Source organism: Hydrogenobacter subterraneus (assembly GCF_055390195.1).
Window position 1 is genome coordinate 224,589 of the sequence record NZ_AP042473.1, and the last position, 26,134, is coordinate 250,722.

The following is a 26,134-nucleotide window of genomic DNA, read 5'->3' on the forward strand; positions in this document are numbered from 1 at the left end:
TTTGATATAGGCTATTATCTTATATCTTCTGGTGGGAAGGGGTAAGGCCCCTTCTTACCCTTATGGTTTGTGAATCTCTTGGTGGTGATACGGAAAGGGCGATCCCTTTGGCGGTGGGTATAGAGTATGTGCATATAGCTTCCTTGCTTCATGATGATGTGGTGGATGGAGCGCAGACAAGGAGAGGGAAGAAAAGTGCCAACCTTGTTTTTGGAAATCAAGCCTGTGTGCTTGCAGGGGATTATATGTACGCCAAGGCCCTTTCCCTTTACTCTCAGTATGGCAATCTACAAAGCATAGAAGTTTTGAGCGATGCTGTTATGAAAATGTCTCAAGGACAGCTTTTGGAATTGAGAAGTCTTGGAAAGATCATTGATGAGAACACTTACATAAAGATTATAGACTACAAAACGGGCGCCTTATTTGGTGCCTGTATGGCTGTGGGTGCCTTGATGGCTGGTAGAGAGGATTACTGGGAATTTTATCATATGGGAATGCTGGCAGGAAGAGCCTTTCAGCTCATAGACGATGCCCTTGACTATTATGGGAAGGAAGAAAAGCTTGGAAAGCCCACAGGCTCAGACTTGGCAGAGGGTAAATGTACTTATCCTCTTATATCTGTGCTTGATGGCTTAACAGAAGACCAGAAAAACCTATTCTACAACGGCGAGCATGAAAGGCTAAGAAGGTTGGTCATTGAGCTTGGAGGTGTGGAAAAAACAAAAGAAAAGGCAGAGGGTGAATTAAAGAAAGTCTTAGCCTTTATCAAATCTTTTGATGAGTCTGAAAATCTTAAGGACCTTATCCTTAGGCTTGTTTATAGAGAGTATTAGAAGCTGTAGCCTTCTTTGAACTTTTTGAAGTTTATCAAGCTTTCCGCCATCTTGTTCCTTATCTGCTGGCTTTCTTTTATAAGATGTTCCAGTATTCTATAGCACTCCTGTGCCGTCTCCAAGTCAAGACTTTCAATATGCTCTTGCGTAACGCCGTTTAGCACCTCTATAAGCTTGTCCCAATCTCCTTGCTGAAGGTATACTTCACACTGCAGGAGTAGCTTCTTGAGGTTTTCCATAGACTTTCCTCTCTACTTCTTCCCAGCTTTCTTTTAATTCCTTTAGCACTTTTACCATCTTCCTTATGGTTTCTGGGTCATCGCCTTCCACTGTTATCCTTACAAGGTCGTTTAGGAGGGCTTGGTAGATTTCGCTTAGGTTTTTAGCTATCTCACCACCTTGTTCCATGTTGAGGGTAGCCTTTAGAACAGTCAATATCTCTGTAGCCCTACCTAAGGATTCATACTTTGACTTTATACTATCACTGTCTTGTAAACCTTTTTCCATTATCTCCCTTGCCTCTTCAAGGCATGCTATAGCCTTCTCATAAAGAAGGATAACCTGCATAACCGGGTTTGCCGTAAGCACCATATTTTCAAGGTATGCGTTTATCATTTTTTACCTCCTTGCATTTCTGAAAGGCTTACTATAAAGCTTTGAAGCCTTGCCATGATTTCTTGAGACCTGTTTATAAAGGCCTCCACCTTTGCGTATTCTTGTCTTAGCCTTTGCTCTTCCTTAACCAACTGTTCCCCCAGTTTTTGGGCCATCGTATTTATTTGGTCAAGCCTGCTCTGGTAATCATTGGTAAAGTTCTGAAGTGCTATGGAAGTTCCAAGAACATATGGCCCCATCGTATCCTTTAGCCTTGAAATAATCTCCCTTAGCTTCTGTGGGTTTGAGCTTGCCAAGGAGTTTATATTGGAAGTGTTTGCCTCAAGGGTTCCATCTTCTTTTATACTCACAAGGTCGTAGGCAAAAAGGTCATCCAGCATTCTTGAAAGCTCTGTTTTTATGCCCACTATAGAATAATCTCCTTGAAATATGGCATCCTTTGCTGTAAGCTGGTTTATTTGAGATATAACCGCATTGTAGTTTTTTACAAAGTTGTTGAAAAAGTCCACTACCTTTGAATAGTCATCGCTTACTCTTATGGTGGCGCTTCCTACCTTCTTTACCTCCACATTAAGCCCTGTTATGAGATTCTCAAAGGTGTTAGACGTGCTTGTAATGGTTGTATTTCCTATCCTTATTTGGGCATTTTGTGCATTTTGAAGAACAATTGCACCCGCTTGCTGTCCATTTATAACGAACGGGGTAGCATAAAATATGGTTGTATAAACTGTGCTACCATCTGTCGTCGTTTCAAAGCTTGAAGTCTTCTCATCCTTTTCTGAGAGCATAAGCTTATAAGAGGTTCCGTCGTAGAATATACTTGCCACTATTCTGCTCCCTGCCTTCTCATTTATAGCGTTTACAAGGTCCTGCAATTTCCCACTGCCTGCATCCACGGTAAAATATTCATACTGGTAGTTGCCAAGATTATAGCCAAGGGTGAAGCTGTCCCAGCTTATAGTATCGTTAATATCGTTTACTCCAAAAGTGGTAGCCAAAGCTTCCTTCTGAGCAAGCTTTAGAACATCCACGTTTAATGCTACATTTGGTGTGTTTTCTGAAGCTGTGGCTGTAAGCACAGAGCTATCTGAAGATTCTGCCCTTTTTCCCTTAAAGAGATTATCTACTGTGAGGTTTTCAAAAACTTTGGACAGGCCCTTTACGGCGTCAAGGAGCTTTTGTGTGGCTGATTGCTTTGCTTGAATCTGTTGAGCTTCCTTAGAAAGCCTTTGTATAGGAAGGGATTTTATCTTTATTATCTGGTCTATTATGGAACCCCAATCAAACTTGCCACTTAGATTATTAAAATAAATCTCTCCGGCCACATCAAGCCTCCTTGTTTAAAAGTATACCCAGCATCTGGTCTATTTTCTTCATTAGCTCCAATAGATATTCGGGGGGGATCTGCCTTATTACCCTGTTTGTATCCCTTTCAATTATCTTTGCCACAGGAATTTCAAGCTCTGTATCTATATCTATTTTCAGATATTTGCTTAGCATATCAAACTTCTTCCTAATTTCCTCTATTAACTTTTGCAGTTCCTCGGAGTTTGTTTTCCTATCTATTTCGCTTTGTTGGGTAATCTCCTCCCTTTCCCTTTTCATCCTTTCAAGTGTACCTTCCTGTGCCTGTTTTTGAACCATTGCTTGATTATCATAGTTAACAATTTCAAAACCCCTCATATCTACTCTCATGGCCAAACCTCATAATAAAAGGGAGGCCAGAGCCTCCCCTTGGTTTTTATTATCTGAGGAGCTGTAGCACAAGTTGAGGTAGCTGGTTTGCCTGTGCAAGCATGGCTATAGAAGATTGCATCTTTATCTGCAACTTAGTGAAGTTGGCCATCTCTTCTGCGTAGTCTGTGTTCCTTATAACATTCTCCGCCTCCTTTGTGTTGTCCTGTGCCACCTTTTGAGAATCAAATATGGACTGGAGGTTGTTCATAACCGCACCTATCTGGGCCCTTATGGTATCCACACGTTGGAGAGCCTTTTTGACTATGATCATACCTGTTTCTGCGCCTTGATTGGTGGAAACGTCAATAGCGTATAGGTTTTTGAAGACAGATGTGTTTGTATCAACTATATCTATGCCATTTTCAAGAACTTGGAAGCTATCTACTCCGAATATCTTCAAAGTTCCAATTTTAATGGCATAAGCACTACCGTTTGTACCAACCGTTTGAGGGGATGCACCTTCAAGTAGTTGGTCAAAGTTGATAGTTGTGCTTGTGCCTCCGTTCGCTGTAGCTTCAATTGCTATTGTCTCTCCGTTTGAAGTTTCCAAGATAAGCCTTCCATTTTCTGCTCTTGCAGTAATAGGAACACTGTAGGCAGAAGCTTTGCTATTAATCATGTTCACCAGGTCAGCCAAAGTGGTGTTTCGAGTTACAGTTATGGTAAAGTTTGGTGTTGTAATATTTTGTTGTCCAACATAGAATTTGAGGTCTACACTTGTTGCATCTCCTGTATATACACTTGTAAAAGTATTTGCTACACTTCTATTTTTAGCAAGCGCCTCTATTCCCATTTGTTGCAATATGGCATTGGTGTTTATGTTCCTTGCTGCAGTAGCTGCATCTACTAAGTAGTTGTTTGTGCTATTATTGTAAAGAACATCTTGTCCAGCAACTCTTAAATATTCACCGTTTTCTAAGATGTATGGACCGGTGTTCGGAAGATTGCCGGTAGCCGATGTTACCCTTCCAGTTCCTTCCACTATGTGAGCTCCAAGGGATTGCGCCCTTACATCTCCTATGTTTACTTCCACAGTTTGTTCTGCTCTTGCGCCGTAGTGTATGTATCTTTGTGCAAAGGTTCCATCAAGGAGCTTTATGCCGTTGTATTCCGTATCTGTGCCTATTTTTTGGATAGCGTCAACGAAGTTGTTTATCTCCCTCTGCAAGCTTGTCCTTGCGTTGGGATCGTTTATATCGTTGGCCGCACGTACTGTCCTTTTGTAGATCTCATTTAGCCTATCAAATATCTGACCTGCGGAGCTTTCTGCTATCCTTAGAGCGGAGAGAGCCGTTTGAATGTTTCTGTTTCCTTCCTCAAGTCCAGAGCCTACTATCATAAGCTGGTCTGCAATAAAGAGTCCTGCTGAGTCGTCGGCTGCGTTAAGTATTCTTAGACCTGTGGACAGTCTAAGCAAAGATTTGTTCATGTCCCTTTCGTTTCTTAAAATGGCCGTGTGTGTGGCCGCCGCCTCAAAGTTAAAGTTTACTCTTAACGCCATGGTCCTTACCTCCTTTAGGTTTTCTTATATGTGTTTATCGGAAGCCTTAGGCTTTTTTTAAGTGTGGATTAAAATATCTCTCTATGCTTGACTTGGAGCTAATACGTAAAAATCCAGAGTTTGTAAAGGAAAGGCTAAAAACAAGAGGAGAAGGCTTTGAGGAACTTGTGGACAAGGTTATGGAGCTGGATCATGAGAGAAGGTCTATTTTGAGGGAATTGGAAAGCCTTAGGGCAGAAAGGAACGCAAAGAGTAAGGAGATAGGTATGCTCAAAAGAAAGGGTGAAGATACATCTTCCCTTGAGGAAGAGGTGAAAAAAATAAAGGAAAGCATAGAAGCCTACGAGGAAAAATTGGCTTCCGTAGAAGAAAAATTAAGAGACTTAATGTTAAGAATACCAAACCTACCGCACAAGAGCGTTCCTATTGGGAAGGATGAAAGTGAAAACGTGGAAGTTAGAAGGTGGGGCAAGCCAAAGGACTTTTCTTTTGAGCCAAGGCCTCATTGGGAGATAGGGGAAAGGCTTGGTATATTTGACTTTGAGAGGGCTGGGAAGATCTCTGGCAGTCGCTTTGTAATCCTAAAAGATTGGGGTGCAAAGCTTGAAAGGGCGCTTATAAACTTTATGCTGGACTTACATTCAAGAAAGGGCTACAAGGAGGTTTGGCCACCGCACCTTGTAAGGCCAGAAATACTTGTAGGAACAGGACAGCTTCCAAAGTTTGAAGAGGAGCTATACAAATGCGAAAGGGACAACCTTTACCTTATTCCCACAGCAGAGGTGCCTCTTACCAACCTTTATAGAGATGAAATCTTATCAGAAGAAGACCTGCCTATATACATGGTCTCCTATACGCCTTGCTACAGAAGAGAGGCTGGCTCTTATGGGAAGGATGTGAGGGGCATAATACGCCAGCATCAGTTTAATAAGGTGGAGCTTGTAAAGATTGTGAAGCCAGAACACTCTTATGAAGAACTTGAAAGGCTTACGGCCGACGCGGAGGATGTGTTAAGACTTTTGGAGCTTCCTTATAGGGTTGTGCTTTTATGCACTGGAGATATGGGCTTTGCCAGTGCAAAAACCTACGATATAGAAGTGTGGTTCCCTTCCCAAGGAAGGTATAGGGAAATCTCTTCCTGCTCCAACTGTGAGGACTTCCAGGCAAGGAGGATGAATACGCGTTATAGGGATGCACAAGGAAAACTCCACTTTGTCCATACTCTAAACGGCTCTGGATTGGCCATAGGAAGGACCTTGGCTGCCATTTTGGAAAACTACCAGCAAGAGGATGGTTCTGTAGTGGTGCCGGAGGCGTTAAGGGATTATTTGAAGATTGATATAATTAGGCCATGAGGATAATACTCTTTTCTGGAAAGGGCGGTGTTGGAAAGACTACCGTCTCTGCAGCCACAGCCTATAGACTTGCCAGTCTTGGCTACAAAACCATAGTGGTATCCCTTGACCCAGCCCATAGCTTAGGGGATGCCTTTGACCTTCCGGAAGAAGAAAAGATAAAGGCCAAGGGATTGCCTATAAAGGTTTCGGACAAACTTTACATACAAGAGATAGACATACAAGAGGAAGTGGATAGATATTGGGGAGATGTGTATAGGTTTTTGGAGCTTCTTTTTAACACCACTGGCCTTGATCAGGTGGTTTCCGAAGAGCTTGCCATCCTTCCGGGCATGGAGGAGGTTACAAGCCTCCTTTATGTGAATAAGTATTACAGAGAGGGTGAGTTTGATGCTCTGGTGCTTGACCTTCCACCTACCGGTGAATCTCTTAGGTTTGTTTCCATGCCAACGGTCCTAAAGTGGTATATGAGAAAGATATTCAACGTGGAAAGAAATATAATGAAGATAGCAAGGCCTGTGGCGAGAAGGCTTACCGATGTTCCCCTGCCCGATGAGGAATACTTTAAGGCCCTTGAGAACTTTTATGAGAGGCTAAAAGGGGTTGATGAGGTCCTTATAGACTCGGAGATAACCTCTGTTAGGATAGTGGCAAATCCGGAGAAGATGGTCCTAAAGGAAAGCCAAAGGGCCTTCCTATACTTTAACCTCTTTGGTGTAAATGTGGATGCGGTTATTGTAAATAAAGTGCTTCCACCTTCTGTGGAAAACTGTGAGCATTTTTCTCGGTGGCTTCTTACCCAAAAAAGGCATATAGAGGACATAAGCGCCCTCTTTTATCCAGTTCCAGTATTTACTGTGCCACTTATGGAGGATGAGGTGGTAGGACAAGAAAGGCTGGAGATACTTTCTCACCTGATCTATGGAGATACGGACCCCATAAGGGTTTTCTACAAGGAAAAGCCCTATGAGTTTATAGAAGAGAATGGAGATTACATTATAAAGCTAAAGGCACCCTTTCTTACAAAGGAGGGCCTATCCGTTCTAAAGAGTGAAGGAGAGATAATTGTAAGGTGGAAAAACTTTAAGAGCCATGTGCTTCTACCAAGAAGATTAAGAGATTATGAGCCAAAAGGTGCAAAGATAGAAGATGGATATTTGAAGATATTCCTTTCAAAGGTTTGAAAGAAGTTCCTTTATCTTTTTAAGGTCTTCCACAAACTCCTTTTCTGCACCGGGATTTCTCAGTATGTAGGCTGGGTGGTAGGTAAGCAAAACTTTAATCTTTCTGTTGTATGGATAATCAAAAACTTGCCCCCTGTGTTTGGTAATGGGCAGGCTTTTGCCCAAAATGCCCTCAAGGGCTGTGGCACCCAAACAGACTATAAGCTTTGGGTTTATTATCTCTATCTCCTTTTTTAGGTAGGGTAGACAGCTCTGCATCTCTTTTGGTGTAGGTTTTCTGTTGTTTGGTGGCCTTGACTTTACCACGTTTGTAATATAAACCTCTTCCCGCTTTAGACCTACCTCCTCAAGCTTTTGGTTTAGGTACCTACCAGCCCTTCCCACAAAGGGACGCTTTAGCTGGTCCTCTTCTTCTCCCGGGGCTTCGCCCACAAAGACAACGGGTGAATAGGGATTTCCCTCTCCAAAAACGTATCCACTGGCACCCTCATACAGAACGCATGTTTTTTCTTTCTCAATCTTTTTGTAAAGCTCTTCAAGGAGCTTTTTCTTATCTTCCTTAGGTGCTTCTTTTACCGGAGCTTCTTGAGCTTTACTCTCTGACAAGCTATTATCTACTATGTATAGTGCATCAAAGCCTATTTCTGAAAGGGCCATAAGGGTTGCTTGTATCTTACGCATAAACTTAAATTATACGTTGTTTGGATGTCTTAACTTTTTTCAAAATAAGGCTTTGTTCTCTTACCTACCTTAAGGATCAAGTTGCAAATCAAGTAAGAAATAATGCTAAAGGAAAGGCCTACCAAAAGGGCAAACTCGCTATGGAAGATATACTCAAGCACAGCCCAACTGAAAAAACCTGAGAGCATAGAAAGAATGGCAGAAAGAGAATTGGAACCTTTGAAGTATAGGCCTGCTACAAGAGGAACAAATAGAGATACAAGACTAAGGGCTGAAGAGCTTCCCACAAGGTGGTATATGCTCTCTCCAGAGAGGGCAAAGCCCAAAGAGATGAGGGCTACAAGGACAACGCACAGCCTTGTGAGCCACAAAAAGCCCCTGTCGGAGAGGTTTTTTATGTAAGGCCTTATAAGGTTTTCACTCAAAACTGAGGCTGGAGCAAGGACGGCTGCGCTTGCAGTGCTCATAATGGCAGAAAGCAAAGCACCAAAAAAGAAGACCTTTGTAAGCAGGCTTGTATGCTCCATTATCATGGTGGGAAGCATAAGCTGGGGGTCAACGTTTAAAAGTTCTGGATGTTTAACCCTTGCAAAGACGGCCAGTATGAGAGGAATAAGGGCAACGGTAAGGTACATAAGGCCACCGCCTATGGTGGAAAGTACGGCCACCCTTTCGCTCCTTGAGGACATGACCCTTTGAAAAACATCCTGTTGAGGAATAGAGCCAAGGCCTATGGTTATCCATGCGGATATGTAAAGGAGGATATCCTTTAAGGTAGGCTCTGGTAAAAACCTATAATAATCCAAAGGTTGGGAAGCAAGAACGGGAACTATTTGTGAAAAGCCAGAAGACACCTCATACAATACTGCCAAAAGGCCCACTATGATCATTATGGTTTGGATAAAATCTGTCAAAGAGACTGCCCACATGCCACCCAAAAAGGTGTAAAAAAGTACCACACCAAAGCCTATAAAGGTGCCCACAGTTTGAGGCACACCTATCACCAAGTGTAAGATGACACCTATGGCCACCATTTGGGCTCCTATCCATCCAAAGTAAGAAAAAACCATCATAAGGCTCGCCAATATCTCTGTTTTTCTTCCGTATGCTACCCTGTAGAAATCTCCCATGGTAAGAAGGTTCATCCTGTATAAGGGCTTGGCAAAGAAGAGGCCTATAAGTATCAAGCAGAGGGCTGCGCCAAAGGGATCCTCTATAACGCCTATAAGGCCTTCCTTTGCCATGGTGGAAGAGGCGCCCAAGACAGTCTCCGCACCAAACCATGTGGCGAAGGTTACAAAGGTGGCCATATACAAGGGAAGGCTCCTTCCCGCAAGTATAAAGTCCTTAGAGTTTTTTACAAAGGTGCTTGCCAAAAGGCCTATAAGAAGGGTACCTACCATATAAAGCAGGATGAACCCTAAAAGCATGCCATTATTTTATGAAATTTCTTCCAAAGGTTTGCCCTTTGTTTCCATACCCTTTAAGGCCCACAGAACAAAGGCAAAAAAGCCCACAAGCCAAAGGCAAGCCAAACCAAGCATGGCATAGGTAAAGCCTATCTGAGCAAGGCTAACAAGAAAAAGTGGCGCAAAGGCGCCAGAGAGCCTGCCTATTATGGAGAGCAGTCCTATGGCATAGGCCCTTATGTAAGAAGGATATATCTCGGTGGCTATCACGTAGGCAACGGAGGCAAAGGAGAAGGCAACAAAAGAATAAATAAAGAAGGTGGTCTTTAGGTCAAGGCCAAGAAGAAAAGAAAGGCTAAGAAAAGAAGACAAAAGACTTATGAAGATTCCCAAAGGCACCCTACCCACTTTATCTACCAAAAAGGCCACCAGAAGGCCACCCAACAGGCCTCCCAAGCTCCCAAGGGTGAGTATTTGAGGAATCTCTCTTGTTTGAAGGTGGTAGACCTCTGAAAGGATCAAGGGCAAAAGGGTTATCATGCCATAGTAGGTGGTAAGTATGGTAAAGCTCATGCTGGCGCTAAAGAGGAATCGCCATCTGTATTTTTCCAGGATAATCTTTGACGCATCAAAAATGCTTCCCTCAAAAACTGGTATATGGCATGTGTTGGTGCTTCTTTTCCCTCCTGCTTCCTCCTCTATCCTTTCCACTATCCTTCTTGCCTCTTCAATCCTTCCCTTTGATAGGAGCCATCTTGGTGACTCTGGCACATAAAGCCTTACAAAGACTACAAGCAAGGCTATAAGTCCTCCAAAGAAGTAGGCTATGCGCCAGGCAAGGCCTTCATCCAAAAGCTTTAAAAGCCCAATGGCGCTTAAGGAAGCCATTAGACTACCCAGGTTCCAAAGGGCTGTGATGGTACCGTCCACCTTGCCCCTATGTCTTGAAGGCACAAACTCATCTATGGCGGACTGGATTGCTGCAAACTCTCCACCCAGGCCCGCACCAGCCAGTATTCTAAAAAGTAGTGCCATTTCAAAGCTTTGGGCAAAGCCTGTCAAAAAGGTGCCACCAGCATAAAAAAGAAGAGTTATCAAAAATAGCTTTTTCCTCCCATACTTGTCCGCAAGGTAGCCAAAGACCAAAGAACCAAGAATGGCACCAATTAAAAAACCGCTCACCATCATGGAACTCTGCCAAGGTAAAAATCCAAGGATTTTAGCCATAGGCTTTAGGACTGCACTAACTATTACCACCTCAAAGGCATCCAAAACCCATGTAATACCCAAGGCAAAAACGAACCTTGTATGAAAAGATGTCCAAGGAAGACTGTCAAGCCTGCAGGTGAGGTCTGTCTCTATGAGTTTCATTGTGCTATAAAATATAAAGCAATGATAGCTTACTTTGTGATGGAGCTTGGTCTTGAAGATAACATGCCCCTATACAGTGGGGGGCTGGGGACCCTTGCGGGAGACACCCTATATTCCTATGCGGACATGGACATTCCGGCGGTCTGTATAACATTGCTCTACAAGAGGGGTTATAACTTACAGAAGATCACACCACATGGCATGCAGTTGGACTTTGACGCCCTCTGGGATTACAAAAGGTATTTGAGAAAGCTTGACCTTGAGGTGGAAGTATTCTTTGGAGACAAAAGGCAAAAGGTAGTGTGTTGGGAGTATTGGGTTAGGTCAAAGGCGGATGTTAGGATCCTTTTCCTTGATGCCGATGTGGAAGGAAATGACCCAGAAATAAGAAGGTTAAACAGCAAGCTCTACTTTGATGATAGTTTATACAGGCTAAGGCAGGAGATCCTTTTGGGCATAGGTGGCTACAGAGTATTAAAAGCCCTCGGCTATCCCATACACGTCTATCATATGAACGAAAGCCATTCGGCCTTCCTTGTAGTAGAGCTTTTAAGAGAGTTCAAGAGCCAAGAGGAGGTAAGAAAAAGGTGTGTCTTTACCACCCATACACCCGTGCCAGCCGGCCACGATAAATTTCCCGTAGATATGGTAAAGGAAGAGCTAAAAGCTTATGACAATATGGACTGGGAAAGGGAGGCTGTGGAAGGCTACATAAACCTCTCTGTACTTGCCTCCAGATACTCCGGCAAGGTAAATGCCGTATCCCAAAGGCATATGTACGTCACCCAAGGCATATTCCCAGAGCTTGCTGGAAACATTGAATATGTGACCAACGGAGTATATCACAAAAGATGGATACATCCAGAGCTTCAAGAGGTCTTTAACGAATACATACCGGGCTGGGATGAAAACCCCATACTGCTTCAAAGGGTCTATGATATTCCCTCCGAGCTTCTTCTTAAAACCCACAACAAGATAAAGAGCGAGCTTATAAACTTTATAAATAAACAAACGGATGCAAGCTTTTCCGATGATGTGCTTACCATAGGAATAGCAAGGAGGGTAACCCCCTATAAGAGGAACGACCTAATTTTAAGGGACATAGACAGACTCATTTACATGGGTGAAAGGGTAGGAGAGATTCAAATAGTCTTTGCGGGCAAAGCTCATCCAAGGGACAGCATGGGTAAGGATATGATCAAAAGGATCTTTGAGGCTATGAGGATAATAAAAGAAAGGACAAAGGCTGTAAAAGTGGCCTTTCTGGAAAACTACGGCATAGATATGGCAAAGCTTTTGATAGCTGGCTGTGATGTATGGCTAAACAATCCTAAAAGACCTCTTGAAGCCTGTGGGACAAGCGGTATGAAGGCTGGAATGAACGGTGTTTTAAACTTCTCCGTATGGGATGGCTGGTGGTTGGAGGGGGGGATAGAAGGGGTGAACGGCTGGGGCATAGGTCCAAGACCAGGCTGGCAAGACATGAGCGAGTCTTCCGATGAGGAGGATATAGAAGACATCTATTGCAAGCTTGCCCATATAATACTGCCAACTTACTATAGGCGCAAGGATGAGTGGGTGAGGCTTATGAAGAACAGCATAGCCACCATAGGCCCCTACTTTAACACACACAGGATGGTGAGCGATTATATTAGTAAGGTGTATAAAATAGGTTTGAGGTGAAGCTATGGATAAAAGAGAAACTATAAAGCTATTGCTTTATGATGTAGCCCTTGAACACTCTGCCATAGTGCAATACCTATACCATATATTCCTCATAACAGATGGAAACATCACTTCCGAGATAGAGGAAATCGCACGCCAGGAGATGAGACATCTAAAGTGGTTTGCCCAAAAGGTGGTCCAGCTGGGAGGGCAGGTGGTCCTTGACAGGATAGAAGACATGATCATGATAGGTGGCCCAGACTGGGCAGATATGCTATCAAAGGATGTTTGGGCAGAGGAGGAAGCCATAAGGATATACAGCCAACAGCTTGAGATGGTAAAGGATGATTCGGTCAAGAGGCTCCTTGAGAGGGTCATAAAGGACGAGGAGGACCACAAACTGGAGTTTTCAGAGCTTATGGAAAAGGTGAAAGAGGGGCTTGTATGCATGCCAACGGAAGAGCAAAAGGCTGACCCAAAAACTATAGAGGTGCTAAACAAGTTTTTAAAGGAGGAATATCAAACCATAATCAACTACCTTTACCAGTTTTTCCATACAAAGGACTGCAATTACAAAGACATAATGCTTGACCTTGCCATAGAGAGCATGGTGCATATGGGAAAGCTCGGGGAAAAGATAGGTGAGATGGGAGGCATGCCACAGATTGAAAGGATAGACTTTTCTCCAAGGCCTCTAAGGAGCCTCCAAGAGCAGGTAAAGGCGGAGATACTCTATGAACAAGAGACAAGCGGGGAATATGGAAAAGAGATGAAAATGGTGGAAGACCCAAGCATAAAGAGGCTCTTTACCTTTATTGAAAACCAAGAAGAATATCACAAGCAAAAGCTTATGGAGTTTTTCAAGCTTATGAACAGGCTTACGGTGGGAGACCTAAAAAAGAAGGATGCTTGACCTTGTGATAAACTCCTTCAGAGAGAGCGCCGATGTAAAGCTTGCCTTTGTAGAGCTTTATGCGGAAAGGATATTGGAAGTAGGCCAAATAATGGCTGAGGCAATAAAAAGTGGAAATAAAATACTGCTTTTTGGCAACGGTGGAAGCGCGGCGGATGCCCAGCACATAGCGGCGGAGATAGTGGGGAGGTTCAAAAAGGAAAGGAGGGCCCTTCCTGCCATAGCCCTCACCACAGACACCTCCATACTTACAGCCGTTGGAAACGATTATGGCTTTGAAACCATCTTTGAAAGGCAGATAGAGGCCCTCTGCATGCCCGGAGACATAGCCATAGGCATTTCCACCTCTGGCAACTCTCCCAACGTGATAAGGGGTCTTATGAAAGCCCATGACCTTGGTGCCACCACGGTGGCCTTTACAGGAAGGAACGGGGGAAAGGTGGTAGACATTGCCCACTACAGCTTTGTTGTGCCATCCTACGATACGGCGAGGATTCAAGAGTGCCATATAACCCTTGGCCATGTTCTTTGCGAGATAATTGACAGGCTTTTATGAAGGTCCTCCTTTTTGTAAAGGATACAAAGTCTGCCTTTGAGACATCCCAAAGGGTCAGGGAGCTTTTGCATTCCTTTGGCGTTCGCGTGGAGACATTTATAAACAAACGAGAAGCCAAAAGGCCAAGCTTGGAAGGTATAGACCTTCTTGTAGTGATAGGCGGGGATGGCACCTTTTTGGCCGGTGCCAGGCTGGTGGCACAAAGGTCCATACCCATCCTTGGCATAAACGAGGGAAGGTTTGGCTTTCTCACAGAGGTGGAAAGGGAGGACATGGAAGAGGTCATAGAAAAGGTTTTAAAAGGAGAGATAAAGCCACAAAAAAGGATGATGCTCTCCGCCTATTTGAAAAGAGGATCGGAAGAGGTCTATATGGGAGATTATCTAAACGATGTGGTCATATCAAAGGAAAGCCTTGCCAGGATGGTGGAGGTGGAAGTATTTGTGGGAGAAGAGTCTGTCCTGAGGGTCTATGGAGATGGTGTGATAGTCTCTTCTCCTACCGGTTCTACCGCCTATGCCCTCTCCGCAGGAGGCCCCATCATATACCCCCTTTCGGAGGCCCTCCTCTTTGTTCCCATATGCCCTCATACCCTCTCCAACAGGCCCCTTGTCCTCCCACCAGACTTTGAGATAAAGCTAAAAAACCTCTCCCAGGATGGCATGGCCTACCTAACACTTGACGGCCAGGAGGGCAGAAGCTTAAACAAAGAAGACATTATAATAGTAAGGAGGTCAAAGCATTACTGCCTTATGTATCCAAACCCAAAGAGGAGCTTTTTTGGAATACTAAGGGAGAAGCTAAGATGGGGCTAAGTTCTTTATTTGAAAGCTACATAGCCTTCCGCTTCAAAGATGGCCAGCTACAGCCCATAAAACATCCCCACATACCAGACTTTGATAGCCTTTTGCACATAGACCACCAAAAAGAGATTCTAAGAAGGAACACACTGCAACTTGTAAAGGGCTTGCCTGCCAACGACGCTCTGCTTTGGGGAGACAGAGGCACGGGGAAGTCCTCCTTAGTCAAGTCCATGCTTGGACTTTTTGCCAAGGAAGGCCTAAGAATTGTGCAAATATACAAGATGGACCTCTGGCATCTTTCAGACCTCTATGATCTCTTCAGAGAAAGGGAAGAAAAGTTTATCCTCTTCTTTGACGACCTTTCCTTTGAACCGGGGGATGAGAGCATAAGGGTCTTGAAGTCTTTGATGGATGGAGACATTGAGGAGAGGCCTGCCAATGTGGTCATATACGCCACCTCAAACAGGAGGCACCTTATGCCAGAAAGGAACGGGGAAGAAAAGTTCCCAGAAGAAAGCTATTGGGAGAGGGTCTCCCTTGTGGAACGCTTTGGCATAAGGCTTGGCTTTTTCGCCTTTGGAAAAGAGGAGTACCTTTCCATAGTGAGGCACATAGTGGCCCAAAGGGGCCTAAATATAGAAGAAGAGGAGCTTGAAAGGCTTGCCCTCCAGTGGTCCATGAGCAACGGCTTTTCTGGAAGGAGCGCCAGCCAGTTTGTAAAAAATCTGGAAGGTTTTTTAAAACTCACTTAAAATCTTTCTTATGACCTTCAGAGAGCTTTCAGAGTTCTTCCAAAGGATAGAGCAGACCACAAGCAGGCTTGAGATGGCAGACATACTAAGAGACCTTTTGGAAAAGGCCGATGTGGAAGAGATAGACAAGGTGGTCTATCTGACCCTTGGCGAGCTTGTGCCAGCCTTCAGAGGCTTAGAGTTTGGTGTATCAGAAAAGCTTATGATGGAGGCCATCTCCAAGGCTTGCGGTGTTAAGGTAAAGCAGGTGGAGAGCCTATACAAAGAGAGGGGAGACTTGGGAGAGGTGGCGCAAGAGCTTATAAGTTGGCAGGGAAGGGGCCTTAGCTTAGTTAAGGTCTATCAAGAATTATTTGATATTGCAAGGACAAGGGGCACTCTGGACAAGGTCATGAGACTTATAAACCTCCTAAAAGGCCTTTCTGGCTTTGAGGCCAAGTATGCGGTAAGAGTGGTGATAGGAAGGCTAAGGCTCGGTGTGGGCGATGCCACCATAATAGATGCCCTGGCTCTTATGGCAAAAAGCAGGGAACTAAAGCCCCTTATAGAGAGGGCCTATAACCTCTGTTCTGATCTTGGCCTTGTAGCCAGAAAGCTAAAGGAAGAAGGGATAAATGCCCTAAAGGATTTCAAGATACAGGTTGGCTATCCCATAAGGATGGCCTTGGCAGAAAGAGTATCAAGCGCCCAAGAGATAATAAGCAGGCTTGGAAGGTGTGCGGTGGAAGCCAAGTACGATGGCTTTAGGTTGCAAGTCCATAAGGATAGTCAAAAGGTTGAAATATACTCAAGGAACCTGGAGCGCATGACGGAGATGTTCCCAGATATAGTGAAAGCCATCTTGGAAGACCTCCCTGCCAAGGAAGTAATATTGGAGGGTGAGGCCATAGCCATAAACGAGGAGACGGGAGAATTCTATCCCTTTCAGATAACCATACAAAGGAAGAGAAAGTATGGTATTCATGAGTATTCAAAAGAATACCCCCTAAAGCTCTTCTGCTTTGACCTCCTATATCTGGAAGGGGAGGACTACACTGTAAAGCCCTTCATTGAAAGAAGAAAGACCCTTGAAGGACTCCTCACAAAAACAAACACCCTCAGAGTCTCCGAGATGATAATCACAGATAATGCCAAGGAGGTGGAAGAGTTTTTTGAAGAGGCCATAACCAGAGGCCTTGAGGGCATAATGGCAAAGAGGCTTGACGCTCCTTACACGGCAGGATCAAGGAATTTTAACTGGATAAAGCTCAAAAGGAGCTACAGGGGTGCTTTGGCAGACACCATAGATGTGGTGATTCTGGGTTATTACTACGGCAAGGGGGCAAGGGCAAAGCTCGGCATAGGTGGTGTGCTTGTGGGGGTCTATGACCCATCCACAGACACCTTCAAAACGGTTAGCAAGGTTGGTTCTGGCTTTACAGAAGATGAGTGGATAAGGCTTAAGAAGATGCTTGATGAGATAAGGATTGAACACAAGCATGCAAGGGTGGATAGCCTCCTTTCTGCCGATGTTTGGGTGGAGCCAAAGTATGTGATAACGGTAAATGCTGATGAGATAACAAGGTCTCCTTTGCACACAGCTGGAAGGACCATAGATAGCCCAGGCTATGCTCTACGCTTTCCAAGGGCTGTAAGCTTTATAAGGGAGGACAAAAACCCAGAGGATGCCACGACTGTAGAAGAGATCATAAGACTGTATGAACTTCAAAAGAGAGTGTCTGTAGAGTAATGGCGGCGGGAGGACTCGAACCTCCGACCTGAGACTTATGAGATCTCCGCTCTAACCAGCTGAGCTACGCCGCCAGATAATATATATTATAAAACTATTTTGCATATTCTACATGCCTTACCTCTCTTATTACCACCACCTTTATCTGGCCTGGGAACTGCATCTCCTCCTCTATCTTCCTTGCTATGTTTTTAGAAAGCATGTAAGCTTCTTCATCGCTTATCTCCTCTGGGTTTACTATTACCCTTACCTCTCTTCCTGCCTGCACAGCATAGGCATTCTGAACTCCACTGAATGATTTTACTATTTCCTCAAGTTTTTCAAGCCTTTTGAGATAAGCCTCAAGGCTTTCCCTTCTGGCACCAGGCCTTGCGGCAGATAGGGCATCGGCTGCGCAAACAAGGGCCACTTCTGGATATCTCACAGGTTCTTCCTCATGATGGGCCTTTATGGCGTTTAACACTGGGTCTGGCTCACCATATCGTTTGCACAATTCTATGCCTATGTCGGTGTGGGACCCTCCAAGCTCATGAGATACGGCCTTTCCTATATCGTGCAATAGTCCAGCCCTTCTTGCTATCTTGGCATCAAGCCCAAGCTCTTCAGCCATCATTCCTGCAATGTAAGCCACTTCCTTAGAGTGCAAAAGCACGTTTTGAGAGTAGCTTGTCCTGTAGTAAAGCTTACCAATGTAGTAATAAAGGCCAGGGTTTATATCGTATAGGCCAAGCTCCATGCAGGTTTCCTCTCCCATTTTTCTTATCTTCTCATCCATTTCCTTCTTTACTTCCAATACAACCTCCTCTATGCGTGCGGGGTGTATCCTTCCATCTTGAATTAGCCTTTCAAGGGCTTCCTTTGCAAGCTCCCTTCTCATGGGGTCAAAGGAGGATATGGTTACTATGTCTGGTGTGTCGTCAATGATGAGATCCACACCTGTTAAAAGCTCAAAAGTCCTTATATTCCTTCCCTCCCTTCCTATTATCCTTCCCTTAAACTCGTTGCTTGGAAGCTCTACGGTGGTAGTGGTGTAGTTTATGGCTATCTCGGAAGCCAGCCTTTGGACTGCGGTGGTTATGACCTTTTTTGCTTCAAACTCTGCCCTATCCTTTGCCTCCTCTTCTATGCGCTTCATAATCCTTATGGCTTCTATCTTTGCTTCCTCCTCAACCCTTTTGAAAAGCTCGCTTCTTGCTTCTTCCAAGGTCATGCTGGCAATTCTTTGAAGCTCAAGCATCTCCCTGTGTTTAAGAGCTTCTATCTCCTTTTCCTTTTCTTCTAATTCCTTAAGCCTTGTTTGAATATCCCTTTGTGCCTTATCTATCTCCTTTTCCATCTCCCTTATTTCTTTTTCCCTTTTGTATAGCTCTTCTTCCCTTCTTTCAAGGGCTTGCACCCTCCTTTCAAGGTTTAACTCCTTTTGATGTAGAGCTTGTTCAAGCTTATTTAGCTCTTGCTTTTTCTCTGAAATATACTCTTCCACATCCTTCCTTATCTTCTCCGTCTCTTCCTTTATAGTGCTTCTAAGCCTGTCCGCTTCCTCTTGGGCCAATTTTACTATTTTTTCAGCATCCCTTTCTGCCACAAGCTTTATCTCCCTTGCCTCCTCTTGGGCCTTTCTCAATATCTCTTGAGCCTCCTGCCTGGCCTTTAGTATGATTTCCTCAGCCTCTTTCTTCTTTTCTTCAAGGTCTGGGATTGGTTCAGGCGCCGAAGGCGCCTTTTTACCTTTCAAAAGAAAGCCTACAGAAGCACCAACAACTAAGGCAACAAAACCAACCAATAAAACCAACTCCACGCTCATCTTTCCTTACCTCCTTCGTAGATTTTTTCCTCCGTGACCACAAGGTCAACGGGCTTATCCCAGCTATCCCTTGGCAACTCCTCCACCACTTGAAACTGATAGCAAACCCCCACCTTTATTCCTCCCAACTTGGTAAGAAGCCTATCGTAATACCCCTTACCATAACCTATCCGATATCCGACCTTATCAAAAAGCACACCAGGCACCAGAGAAAAATCAATCGCCTCTGGGCTGATTTCTTCTCCATCCCTCGGCTCAAGTATGCAAAAGGCTCCAGGACTTAGGTTTGTATCCTCTTTAATTCTTATAAGTTTTAGGTGTTCTCCTTCCACCTTAGGAAGTACCAAGGTTTTACCTTCTTTAAAAACCCAAGAGAAAAGTGGTGTTATGTCCGGTTCTCCTCTATGAGGGCAAAAAAGGAGAATATTTTTAGCCTTTTTAATACTTGGTAGGTTTAATATCTTGCTTACTATCTTGGAAGATAGCTTTTCCCTTTCTTCTTTGGGTAATCTTTCCCTTTCTTCTATGTATTGTTTTCTAAGCTCTTTTTTTGTAAGCAACTTCATCTTCCGCCTCCTTTTCCAGGAGGGGAAGGCAAGAATTAACCCGCCCATGCCGTGGAAGAAGGAACCTTCGGTGGGCCCCAAAAGAACTAGGTGGGTGCCCTCCCGGAAGTCCCTTTGGGCTCCTCCGGAGGCCGGGCTCCCTATTGGCTCACCATGTGGACCCCAATATAAGTCCCTTCACCACGCACAGGGCAGGCCCTATCTCAGCTTTGCCCCAAACTTTTCTTCCAAATCCACCAAAAGCTTATTAACTATTTCATTCACCTCTTGGTCAGAGAGGGTTCCTACCTTACTCCTAAAAACCAATCTAAGGCTAACGCTTTTCTTGCCTTCCCCAAGCCTTGGGTCTGTATATAGGCTAAACATCTTAACCTCTTCTACCAGTTCCGTACTCCTGATATGGAATATTAATTTATCCACATCCACCTCTTTGTCCATAAGGAGGGTTATGTCCCTGATTGCGGGTGGGAAGGTGGATAGAGGCTTGTAAGCCCTTTTTACTTCCTTTAAGCCTTTTACCTTTAACTCACCCAGTATGACTTTATGTTTGAGTTCTAACTTCTCTTGAAGGATTGGGTTCAATACGCCCACATAAGCTATGGGCTCGTCCTTTACCAAATAAAGCCTTTGAAGGTTGGGATGGAAAAAGGGAAATCTGGAGGCTTGAGAGGTATAACCTTCCGAGTATAGGTTTAGAAGGTCCTGCACAAGGCCTATAGCATCATAGGGCGAATACTCCTCTTCTGGGAATAGCCTTTTTGTTCCAGTCATAAGAAAGGCAAGCCTTGTTTCCTCGCCTTCCTCTGTGAAAACCTTGCCCAGCTCAAAGATGGCCATATTGTAGTTGTAGTTTCTTGTGTTTTCAATGCAAACCCTTAAAAGGGATGGGATTAGGGAAGTCCTCAAAAACCTTTGGGACCTGTTTAGGGGGTTTAAAATCTCCAGCTGTGGCTCTGGGAGAGAAAGAAGCTCGTATAGGTCCTTTTCTTCAAAGGAGAAGGTTATAACTTCGGAAAAGCCTCTGCATACCATAAAATCCCTTATCCTTTCTTCAAGGCTTTCTATCTTTGATGGCCTGGAGGGAATCCTCAAAGGTTCAGCCTTTATGTCCGCATAGCCTATTACCCTTAGCACCTCCTCAATCACATCCACATCCCTTTGCATATCAAAGCTTCTATGGGGTGGTATATACACCTCCACACCGCACCTTAGGGTCTGATGGGGTATGTCAAGAGAGCTTAAAATCCTTGATATCTCCTCCCTATCAAAGTCCCTTCCCGAATATCTTCTGTACTTTTCAAGGCTCAAAAAGACCTTTTTTGGCTCATAAGGTTCTGGGTATACATCCTTTATAGCCTTAAGCTCTCCGCCGGCTATGTCAAGCAAAAGGCCTATGGCAAGGTCCTGCGCCCTTTTAACACCTTCTATATCCACATTCCTCTCAAATCTATAAGAGCTGTCTGTTTGTAGTCCAAGGGACCTGGCAGACTTTCTTATCCTATAGGGGTCAAAGTATGCCGATTCAAGGAGTATGGAATTTGTATCCTCTTTTACCGAGCTTTCAAGGCCTCCCACCACTCCCGCAAGGGCCAAGGGCTTTTCCCTGTCCGCTATAAGGAAGTTTATGGGTCTTAGGTCCTTCTCCGTTCCCATTAGGGTCCTTATCTTCTCTCCCTCATAGGCATCCCTTACAAAAACTGGAAAGCTTATAGTTTTTAGGTCAAAGGCATGGAGAGGCTGGCCCTCCAAAAGCATTATGTAATTGGTTATATCCACCACGTTGTTTATGGCCCTTATGCCACACTGCCAGAGCCTCCTTCTTAGCCAGAGGGGAGAGGGTTTTACCTTTATGCCTTCTATTATGGCTCCCCTATACCTTTTGCAGTCCTTGGACTCAATCCTTATATCCAGCTCTCCAAAGTCCTCATACTCTGGATATTTTCTTTCTTTCTTCCTTAGGCCAAAGAGGGCACCTATTTCCCTTGCAAGGCCCTTTACAGAGAGGAGGTCTCCCCTGTTGGGTGTGGGTTCTATCTCAAGGATGTATTCACCAAAGCCCAAAAGGTCGTAGGCGGAGGTGCCAGGCTTTATATCTTCATCAAAGGCCAAAACCCCTTCAGATTGGTCCTCCAGGCCAAGCTCTTTTGCGGAAAGGAGCATGCCTTGAGAAGTGATGCCATCAAAATCTCTGGCGCTTATGCACATGCTTCCTACCCTTGAGTTGGGCAAGGCCAAAAGCACACCTTTACCTTCTTCAAGGCTCTTGTCCGCTGATACTACCTGAAGGTAAAGGTCTTCACCTGCTTTTACTTTATAGACAGATAGGTCCCTTGTGGGATGCTTTTTCTTTTCCACCACCTTTGCATACACAACGCCGTCAAGGTCAAGGTCCCATTTGCTTACCGAAGTTTCTACGCTTTTTAGGGTAAGCTCCTCTGCTACTTTGTAGGGGTCAAGGTCTTGTATGTCTATAAACTCGGAGAGCCAGGAGAAGGGAACTTTCATAGATATATTTTAACATGCTTATAGGTCCTTGTAGGGTGAGGTGGTAAGGTACTTTTCACCCCCATCGGGGAATATGACTACTATAACACCTTCCTCCAGTTCCTTTGCCAGTTCAAGGGCAGCATGCAAAGCTGCACCGCTGGATTGGCCTGCCAAAATTCCTTCCTCCCTTGCCAGTCTTTTTGTCATCTCGTAGGCCGGCTCCGTTTCCACAAAGATGGTCCTATCCAAAAAGGTCTCATCAAAGATGCCGGGCTTTATGGAGCTTTCTATGTGCTTTAGACCTTCTATACCATGAAAGGGATAGGCTGGCTGTACACCTATTATCTGTATATCTGGGTTGTATACCTTTAGCCTTCTGCCCGTTCCCATTATGGTCCCACCGGTCCCTATGCCAGCCACAAGATGGGTTATCTTTCCACCCGTTTGGTTCCATATCTCTATGCCCGTTGAGTAAAAATGTGCCCTCCAGTTGGCCGGGTTATTATACTGGTCAAGATAAACATACTTTTCCGGCTCTTTGCTCACCTTTTCCCTCACAAAGAGTATGGCTCCATCGGTGCCTTCAAGGGGGTCTGTAAAGTATACTTTGGCGCCGTAGGCCTTTATTATCCTCTTTCTCTCCTCGCTTACGTTGGCTGGCATGGCAAGCTCCACAGGCACACCAAGGCAGGCACCCACCATGGCAAGGGCTATGCCCGTGTTGCCCGATGTGGCATCAATAACCACCTTGCCCTCCTTTATAAGCCCCCTTTCTATGGCATCAAGGAACATACTCAAGGCTGGCCTGTCCTTTACAGAACCTCCAGGGTTAAAGCTCTCAAGCTTGGCGTATATTTCCACTTTGGGTGATATGTAAGGTGGTATGACCTTTCTAAGCCTTACCAAGGGCGTGTTGCCCACAAGGTTTAGTATGGAATTCCTTATCTTTCTGTAAGCCTCGTCGTGCTGACCTAAAACCCACACAGAAAGATTATAAAGCAAGCTGGCTTATAACCTTTGCTATATCCTCCATATCCTCATGGCTTAATGTCCTCACATCCAGCAAAAGCATGTCCTCCTTCACCCTTGCCACTATGGGTGGCTCCAAATTCCTTAGCCTTCTTTCAAGCTCTGAAGTGCTAAGGTTTTTGTGCCTTATCCCAACGCAGTAGGTTTCCAAAAGTAGCTCTGGCATGGCACCACCACCGCAGGCCGAAAACTCCCTAAGTATATGAACCTCTAAGTCCTTTATACTCCTTAGCCTTTTTGAAAGCCTTTTTGCCTTCCTCTTTAGCTCTTCTGGCCTCTGTAAAAGCATGGAAAGCACCGGTATATTCTCATACTCACCTTTCATGTAAAGCCTTAGTGTGCCTTCAAGGCCCGCAAGGGTAAGCTTGTCAACCCTTAAAGCTCTGCTCATGGGGTTCTTCTTCATCCTTTGGATGTACTCTGCCCTGCCAAGGATTATGCCCGCCTGAGGGCCACCCAAAAGCTTGTCTCCACTGCCAGAGACTATATGCACACCCTTTTTTATACATTCGGTAAAGCTTGGCTCCTCCGTGTTTATACCAAGCTCCCTAAGGTCTATAAGCACACCACTGCCTATATCGTAATAGACGGGAAGTCCCAATTTCAAAAGCTCTTCTATCTTTGTCTCTTCCACAAAGCCCTCCATGTAGAAGTTGCTTCTATGCACCTTCATCAAAAGGGCTGTCTCTTCCGATATGGCCTTCTCATAATCGGATAGCCTTGTTCTATTGGTGGTCCCAACCTCCACAAGCCTTGCTCCAGAGGCCTTCATTATGTCCGGTATCCTAAAGCTTCCACCTATCTCTACCAGCTCACCCCTTGAGACTATCACCTCCTTTCCAAAGGCAAGTGTGTTTAGCACAAGATAGACAGCCGCCGCATTGTTGTTTACCACATGCACAGCCTCCGCTTTTGTGAGGTCCTTTAGCAAGCCCTCCACATGGCTAAGCCTTGTCCCCCTTTTCCCTTCCCCAAGGTCATACTCAAGGTTGGAGTAGCTTTGGGCTATCTCCTTTATAAACTGGGCCACCTCCTTTGCGATGGGAGCCCTTCCAAGGTTCGTGTTTATTATCACACCGGTGGCGTTTATAACCCTTTTTAGGTTTGTGCCAGAAAGCTCTCTAATCTTGTATTCAATAAGCCTGTGTAGGTCCTTGAGGTCCTGCCTTTTGCCTTCTTTTATCTCCTCCCTTACCCTGCTTAGCACCTCCCTTATGGCCCTCTTGGCAATCTCCTGCGGATAGCCCTTGAACTCCTCAAGAAGCCTTGAAACGGACGGTATCTGCCTCAAAAGATTCATCTCAAAAACACCCTCCTTTCTCCTTCTCTTCTTGTGATGCCAAGCCTGTCCATGTGTTCAAGCAAGGGTATTAAATACTTTCTTGTGAGGCCAAGAACCTCCTTTGCCTCTCCGATGCTAAACTCTTTCCCTATGGCTTTTAGCCTCTCCACGTAGCTCTCAAAAAGCTTCTTTGAAATATAAAGGTAGTCCCCAAGGCTGTAAACCTGCCCTTTTCTGACAGCCATAGAGAGGTATTCCTTGTAAGCCTCAAGCTCCCTCTCTTCCCTTATGCCTTGAGAGAGAAGGCCCATAAGCTCTCTATAACCTTTTAGGTCCTCAAGCCTTGCCCTCTTGGCATCAAGCAGGTAGCCCTCTACCACCTTTACATCCTTCAAGCCACTTAGGGCTAATTTTAAAACATCCTCCGAAACACCAAGCCTTGACAGAAGCTCGGGCAAAGAAACTATGCCTTCCTTTGTGGAAAGAATATCTTTTACTCTCTTTGCAAGCTCCTCAAGGCTTTTGGGATGGTAAAGGGTATCTTTTAGCCTTGGGAGGTTGGGTGGGTTGATGGCATGTCCGTAAAAGGAGAAAAGGTCTGAGAGGCTAAGGCCCATAAGGCCCCTTTCAAGAAGGAGGTATTGAAGAGGGTCTTCCTTCAAAAGGCCGAGGTTTTCCCTTAAAAACCTTTTTGAAGCTCTTGTGGGAATAGGATGGAGAACCTCATAGTGGCCCATAAGCCTTCCGGAGGAGTCAAGTATGGGACCCTTGTCCCACCTTATACAAGGCACAGGCTCGGAAAGTTTAAGAAGGTAGTAGTCTTCTAAGATGTGCTGAGAGGAAAAGGACACCTCCCTCATTCCAAAGAAGGCATAGCCTACGCCCTTTGGCCTTTGGCCCTCAAGCCTCACTATAAGCCTTTTGGAGCTTTTGATACCCTTCACCAAAAAGTAGCCCCTTTCTACTTTATCTGGTTCAAGCTCTGGAATGTTTAGGGCAAGCCTCTCTCCCGCCTTTCCTTCCTTTACAAACCTTCCATGATTCTGAAGCCTTTTTACTCTGCAAAAAAGGCCCAAAGGCTCAAGGGTAAGAAGGTCCCCCTCTTCTACTTTGCCAAACACACAGCTACCCCTCACCACCGTTCCATAGCCCTTTACGCTAAAGGCCGAGTCAATGTAAAACCTAAAGAGCCAATTTTCTCTGTCCCTTATATTCTCCTTGGCATACTCCTTTATGCCAAGCCTTAGGCCTTCCATGCCCTCTCCTGTGATAGAAGAGACACCGTAAACACCAAAGAGGTCAAGGCCTTCTTTTTTTATAAGGTCTGAGGCCTCCTCTGAAGCAAGCTCCACAGTAGATTGGTCCACCCTGTCTATCTTTGTAAGAACAAGGAGAACTTTTTTGATGCCAAAGCTTTTAGCTATCCTTAAATGTTCCACTGTCTGGGGCATAACGCCTTCTCCTGCGTCCACCACCAGCATAAGCCCCCACACGGGAGCAAGGCCACATATGGCATTCTTTATAAACCTCTCATGCCCAGGGATATCTATTATCTCCACCCTCAGGCTCTCCTCTGGGAAGTCCAGAAAGGCAAAGCCTATGTCTATGCTCATGCTCCTCCTTTTCTCTTCTGGAAGCCTATCTGTGTCTATGGAGGTTAGGGCCTTTACAAGGCTTGTCTTTCCGTGGTCCACATGCCCAGCAATGCCCAGAGGGAAGTATTTCATGGTGCTCTTATTAAAATTTATACGTGGAGTGGGAAATTCGTCCTTTGTAATGGCAGGTTTTAAACCTACCAGATTATAAAACCTCTGGCTGGTCCAAGACCCGCCACTACTTTTGGATTTTTTATTAGTAGTTGC

23 protein-coding genes, 1 tRNA gene and 1 other RNA gene are annotated in these 26,134 nt (G+C 44.9%); 9 read left to right on the top strand and 16 right to left on the bottom strand.

Translation table 11 applies throughout. The features are described from left to right. Positions 1-62: 62 nt before the first annotated feature. Positions 63-833 (top strand): polyprenyl synthetase family protein, encoded by a 771-nt coding sequence (locus ACZ5GB_RS01310; RefSeq protein ID WP_464327188.1) that lies wholly within the window; start codon positions 63-65, stop codon positions 831-833. Here the strand turns inward: ACZ5GB_RS01310 and ACZ5GB_RS01315 are convergent. The 5 genes from ACZ5GB_RS01315 to ACZ5GB_RS01335 are packed head-to-tail and all read right to left on the bottom strand — an operon-like array spanning position 830 to position 4,686. Then, positions 830-1,072, bottom strand: coding sequence for a hypothetical protein (locus ACZ5GB_RS01315; protein ID WP_464327189.1), 243 nt, complete (start codon positions 1,070-1,072; stop codon positions 830-832). The two genes, ACZ5GB_RS01310 and ACZ5GB_RS01315, sit on opposite strands and share 4 nt — an antisense overlap. Next, positions 1,038-1,448 carry a flagellar export chaperone FliS gene (gene fliS / locus ACZ5GB_RS01320; protein WP_464327190.1) on the bottom strand — a complete coding sequence of 137 codons (411 nt, stop codon included), beginning with the start codon at positions 1,446-1,448 and terminating at the stop codon, positions 1,038-1,040. Before fliS ends, ACZ5GB_RS01315 begins: the two co-directional genes overlap by 35 nt. Next, entirely contained in the window at positions 1,445-2,773 is a 1,329-nt protein-coding gene (fliD, locus tag ACZ5GB_RS01325; protein WP_464327191.1) for a flagellar filament capping protein FliD, read from the bottom strand. Before fliD ends, fliS begins: the two co-directional genes overlap by 4 nt. Position 2,774: 1 nt before the next feature. Next, entirely contained in the window at positions 2,775-3,143 is a 369-nt protein-coding gene (locus ACZ5GB_RS01330) for a flagellar protein FlaG (RefSeq protein ID WP_464327192.1), read from the bottom strand. Between the two features lie 49 nt (positions 3,144-3,192). After that, complete coding sequence (locus tag ACZ5GB_RS01335; protein WP_464327193.1) at positions 3,193-4,686, bottom strand: flagellin N-terminal helical domain-containing protein; 1,494 nt, start codon at positions 4,684-4,686, stop codon at positions 3,193-3,195. Positions 4,687-4,769: 83 nt separating this feature from the next. On the opposite strand from ACZ5GB_RS01335, the gene serS reads away from it, so the two are divergent. Together serS and ACZ5GB_RS01345 are read left to right on the top strand one after the other, a co-directional pair. Then, positions 4,770-6,041 (top strand): serine--tRNA ligase, encoded by a 1,272-nt coding sequence (serS, locus tag ACZ5GB_RS01340; protein ID WP_464327194.1) that lies wholly within the window; start codon positions 4,770-4,772, stop codon positions 6,039-6,041. After that, positions 6,038-7,225: a TRC40/GET3/ArsA family transport-energizing ATPase gene (locus ACZ5GB_RS01345; protein WP_464327195.1), complete on the top strand. Its 1,188-nt coding sequence runs from the start codon at positions 6,038-6,040 to the stop codon at positions 7,223-7,225. Before serS ends, ACZ5GB_RS01345 begins: the two co-directional genes overlap by 4 nt. Here ACZ5GB_RS01345 and ACZ5GB_RS01350 read toward each other — a convergent pair. The 3 genes from ACZ5GB_RS01350 to ACZ5GB_RS01360 are packed head-to-tail and all read right to left on the bottom strand — an operon-like array spanning position 7,214 to position 10,686. After that, a complete protein-coding gene (locus ACZ5GB_RS01350) occupies positions 7,214-7,906 on the bottom strand; it encodes a uracil-DNA glycosylase (RefSeq protein WP_464327196.1) in 693 nt (230 codons plus the stop codon). The genes ACZ5GB_RS01345 and ACZ5GB_RS01350 overlap by 12 nt on opposite strands. A 29-nt stretch (positions 7,907-7,935) precedes the next feature. Continuing rightward, positions 7,936-9,336, bottom strand: a complete 1,401-nt coding sequence (locus ACZ5GB_RS01355) for a high affinity choline transporter 1 (RefSeq protein WP_464327197.1) — start codon at positions 9,334-9,336, stop codon at positions 7,936-7,938. A 9-nt stretch (positions 9,337-9,345) separates the two neighbouring features. Continuing rightward, positions 9,346-10,686: an MFS transporter gene (locus ACZ5GB_RS01360; RefSeq protein ID WP_464327198.1), complete on the bottom strand. Its 1,341-nt coding sequence runs from the start codon at positions 10,684-10,686 to the stop codon at positions 9,346-9,348. Positions 10,687-10,707: 21 nt separating this feature from the next. On the opposite strand from ACZ5GB_RS01360, the gene glgP reads away from it, so the two are divergent. Genes glgP through ACZ5GB_RS01390 form a run of 6 tightly spaced genes read left to right on the top strand, consistent with a single transcriptional unit; the run spans position 10,708 to position 17,104 of the window. Beyond that, positions 10,708-12,369, top strand: coding sequence for an alpha-glucan family phosphorylase (gene glgP / locus ACZ5GB_RS01365; RefSeq protein ID WP_464327199.1), 1,662 nt, complete (start codon positions 10,708-10,710; stop codon positions 12,367-12,369). 4 nt (positions 12,370-12,373) lie between these two features. Then, a complete protein-coding gene (locus ACZ5GB_RS01370; RefSeq protein ID WP_464327200.1) occupies positions 12,374-13,264 on the top strand; it encodes a ferritin-like domain-containing protein in 891 nt (296 codons plus the stop codon). Continuing rightward, a complete protein-coding gene (locus ACZ5GB_RS01375) occupies positions 13,257-13,820 on the top strand; it encodes a D-sedoheptulose 7-phosphate isomerase (RefSeq protein ID WP_464327201.1) in 564 nt (187 codons plus the stop codon). The genes ACZ5GB_RS01370 and ACZ5GB_RS01375 overlap by 8 nt, the downstream gene beginning before the upstream one ends. Next, complete coding sequence (locus ACZ5GB_RS01380; RefSeq protein ID WP_464327202.1) at positions 13,817-14,635, top strand: NAD(+)/NADH kinase; 819 nt, start codon at positions 13,817-13,819, stop codon at positions 14,633-14,635. Before ACZ5GB_RS01375 ends, ACZ5GB_RS01380 begins: the two co-directional genes overlap by 4 nt. Beyond that, positions 14,626-15,375, top strand: coding sequence for an ATP-binding protein (locus ACZ5GB_RS01385; RefSeq protein WP_464327203.1), 750 nt, complete (start codon positions 14,626-14,628; stop codon positions 15,373-15,375). The genes ACZ5GB_RS01380 and ACZ5GB_RS01385 overlap by 10 nt, the downstream gene beginning before the upstream one ends. Before the next feature lie 10 nt (positions 15,376-15,385). Beyond that, positions 15,386-17,104, top strand: coding sequence for an ATP-dependent DNA ligase (locus tag ACZ5GB_RS01390; RefSeq protein ID WP_464327204.1), 1,719 nt, complete (start codon positions 15,386-15,388; stop codon positions 17,102-17,104). On the opposite strand, the gene ACZ5GB_RS01395 is transcribed toward ACZ5GB_RS01390, so the two are convergent. From ACZ5GB_RS01395 to selB, 8 genes are all read right to left on the bottom strand, one after another. Beyond that, positions 17,105-17,178: transfer RNA gene (locus ACZ5GB_RS01395), tRNA-Met, on the bottom strand. It abuts the gene before it with no gap. Positions 17,179-17,198: 20 nt separating this feature from the next. Further along, on the bottom strand, positions 17,199-18,908 hold the full coding sequence (gene rny, locus ACZ5GB_RS01400) for a ribonuclease Y (RefSeq protein WP_464327205.1): 1,710 nt from the start codon (positions 18,906-18,908) through the stop codon (positions 17,199-17,201). Continuing rightward, positions 18,905-19,474, bottom strand: a complete 570-nt coding sequence (locus ACZ5GB_RS01405) for a 5-formyltetrahydrofolate cyclo-ligase (protein ID WP_464327206.1) — start codon at positions 19,472-19,474, stop codon at positions 18,905-18,907. The genes rny and ACZ5GB_RS01405 overlap by 4 nt, the downstream gene beginning before the upstream one ends. Positions 19,475-19,507: 33 nt before the next feature. Next, positions 19,508-19,675, bottom strand: a non-coding RNA gene (ssrS, locus tag ACZ5GB_RS01410) — 6S RNA. Beyond that, on the bottom strand, positions 19,673-21,979 hold the full coding sequence (pheT, locus tag ACZ5GB_RS01415) for a phenylalanine--tRNA ligase subunit beta (protein WP_464327207.1): 2,307 nt from the start codon (positions 21,977-21,979) through the stop codon (positions 19,673-19,675). Before pheT ends, ssrS begins: the two co-directional genes overlap by 3 nt. A gap of 18 nt (positions 21,980-21,997) precedes the next feature. Continuing rightward, positions 21,998-22,945 carry a cysteine synthase B gene (gene cysM / locus ACZ5GB_RS01420; RefSeq protein WP_464327208.1) on the bottom strand — a complete coding sequence of 316 codons (948 nt, stop codon included), beginning with the start codon at positions 22,943-22,945 and terminating at the stop codon, positions 21,998-22,000. 7 nt (positions 22,946-22,952) lie between these two features. Next, positions 22,953-24,290, bottom strand: a complete 1,338-nt coding sequence (gene selA / locus ACZ5GB_RS01425; RefSeq protein ID WP_464327209.1) for an L-seryl-tRNA(Sec) selenium transferase — start codon at positions 24,288-24,290, stop codon at positions 22,953-22,955. Next, a complete protein-coding gene (gene selB, locus ACZ5GB_RS01430; protein ID WP_464327210.1) occupies positions 24,287-25,999 on the bottom strand; it encodes a selenocysteine-specific translation elongation factor in 1,713 nt (570 codons plus the stop codon). Before selB ends, selA begins: the two co-directional genes overlap by 4 nt. Between the last annotated feature and the right edge of the window lie 135 nt (positions 26,000-26,134).

What these genes read in the sequence shown, in the direction of transcription:
- ACZ5GB_RS01310 (WP_464327188.1), top strand. Translation starts at nt 63, where the DNA reads ATGGTTTGTGAATCTCTTGGTGGTGATACGGAAAGGGCGATCCCTTTG.
- ACZ5GB_RS01315 (WP_464327189.1), bottom strand. Translation starts at nt 1,072, where the DNA reads ATGGAAAACCTCAAGAAGCTACTCCTGCAGTGTGAAGTATACCTTCAG.
- fliS (WP_464327190.1), bottom strand. Translation starts at nt 1,448, where the DNA reads ATGATAAACGCATACCTTGAAAATATGGTGCTTACGGCAAACCCGGTT.
- ACZ5GB_RS01330 (WP_464327192.1), bottom strand. Translation starts at nt 3,143, where the DNA reads ATGAGAGTAGATATGAGGGGTTTTGAAATTGTTAACTATGATAATCAA.
- ACZ5GB_RS01335 (WP_464327193.1), bottom strand. Translation starts at nt 4,686, where the DNA reads ATGGCGTTAAGAGTAAACTTTAACTTTGAGGCGGCGGCCACACACACG.
- serS (WP_464327194.1), top strand. Translation starts at nt 4,770, where the DNA reads ATGCTTGACTTGGAGCTAATACGTAAAAATCCAGAGTTTGTAAAGGAA.
- ACZ5GB_RS01345 (WP_464327195.1), top strand. Translation starts at nt 6,038, where the DNA reads ATGAGGATAATACTCTTTTCTGGAAAGGGCGGTGTTGGAAAGACTACC.
- ACZ5GB_RS01350 (WP_464327196.1), bottom strand. Translation starts at nt 7,906, where the DNA reads ATGCGTAAGATACAAGCAACCCTTATGGCCCTTTCAGAAATAGGCTTT.
- ACZ5GB_RS01355 (WP_464327197.1), bottom strand. Translation starts at nt 9,336, where the DNA reads ATGCTTTTAGGGTTCATCCTGCTTTATATGGTAGGTACCCTTCTTATA.
- ACZ5GB_RS01360 (WP_464327198.1), bottom strand. Translation starts at nt 10,686, where the DNA reads ATGAAACTCATAGAGACAGACCTCACCTGCAGGCTTGACAGTCTTCCT.
- glgP (WP_464327199.1), top strand. Translation starts at nt 10,708, where the DNA reads ATGATAGCTTACTTTGTGATGGAGCTTGGTCTTGAAGATAACATGCCC.
- ACZ5GB_RS01370 (WP_464327200.1), top strand. Translation starts at nt 12,374, where the DNA reads ATGGATAAAAGAGAAACTATAAAGCTATTGCTTTATGATGTAGCCCTT.
- ACZ5GB_RS01375 (WP_464327201.1), top strand. Translation starts at nt 13,257, where the DNA reads ATGCTTGACCTTGTGATAAACTCCTTCAGAGAGAGCGCCGATGTAAAG.
- ACZ5GB_RS01380 (WP_464327202.1), top strand. Translation starts at nt 13,817, where the DNA reads ATGAAGGTCCTCCTTTTTGTAAAGGATACAAAGTCTGCCTTTGAGACA.
- ACZ5GB_RS01385 (WP_464327203.1), top strand. Translation starts at nt 14,626, where the DNA reads ATGGGGCTAAGTTCTTTATTTGAAAGCTACATAGCCTTCCGCTTCAAA.
- ACZ5GB_RS01390 (WP_464327204.1), top strand. Translation starts at nt 15,386, where the DNA reads ATGACCTTCAGAGAGCTTTCAGAGTTCTTCCAAAGGATAGAGCAGACC.
- rny (WP_464327205.1), bottom strand. Translation starts at nt 18,908, where the DNA reads ATGAGCGTGGAGTTGGTTTTATTGGTTGGTTTTGTTGCCTTAGTTGTT.
- ACZ5GB_RS01405 (WP_464327206.1), bottom strand. Translation starts at nt 19,474, where the DNA reads ATGAAGTTGCTTACAAAAAAAGAGCTTAGAAAACAATACATAGAAGAA.
- pheT (WP_464327207.1), bottom strand. Translation starts at nt 21,979, where the DNA reads ATGAAAGTTCCCTTCTCCTGGCTCTCCGAGTTTATAGACATACAAGAC.
- selA (WP_464327209.1), bottom strand. Translation starts at nt 24,290, where the DNA reads ATGAATCTTTTGAGGCAGATACCGTCCGTTTCAAGGCTTCTTGAGGAG.
- selB (WP_464327210.1), bottom strand. Translation starts at nt 25,999, where the DNA reads ATGAAATACTTCCCTCTGGGCATTGCTGGGCATGTGGACCACGGAAAG.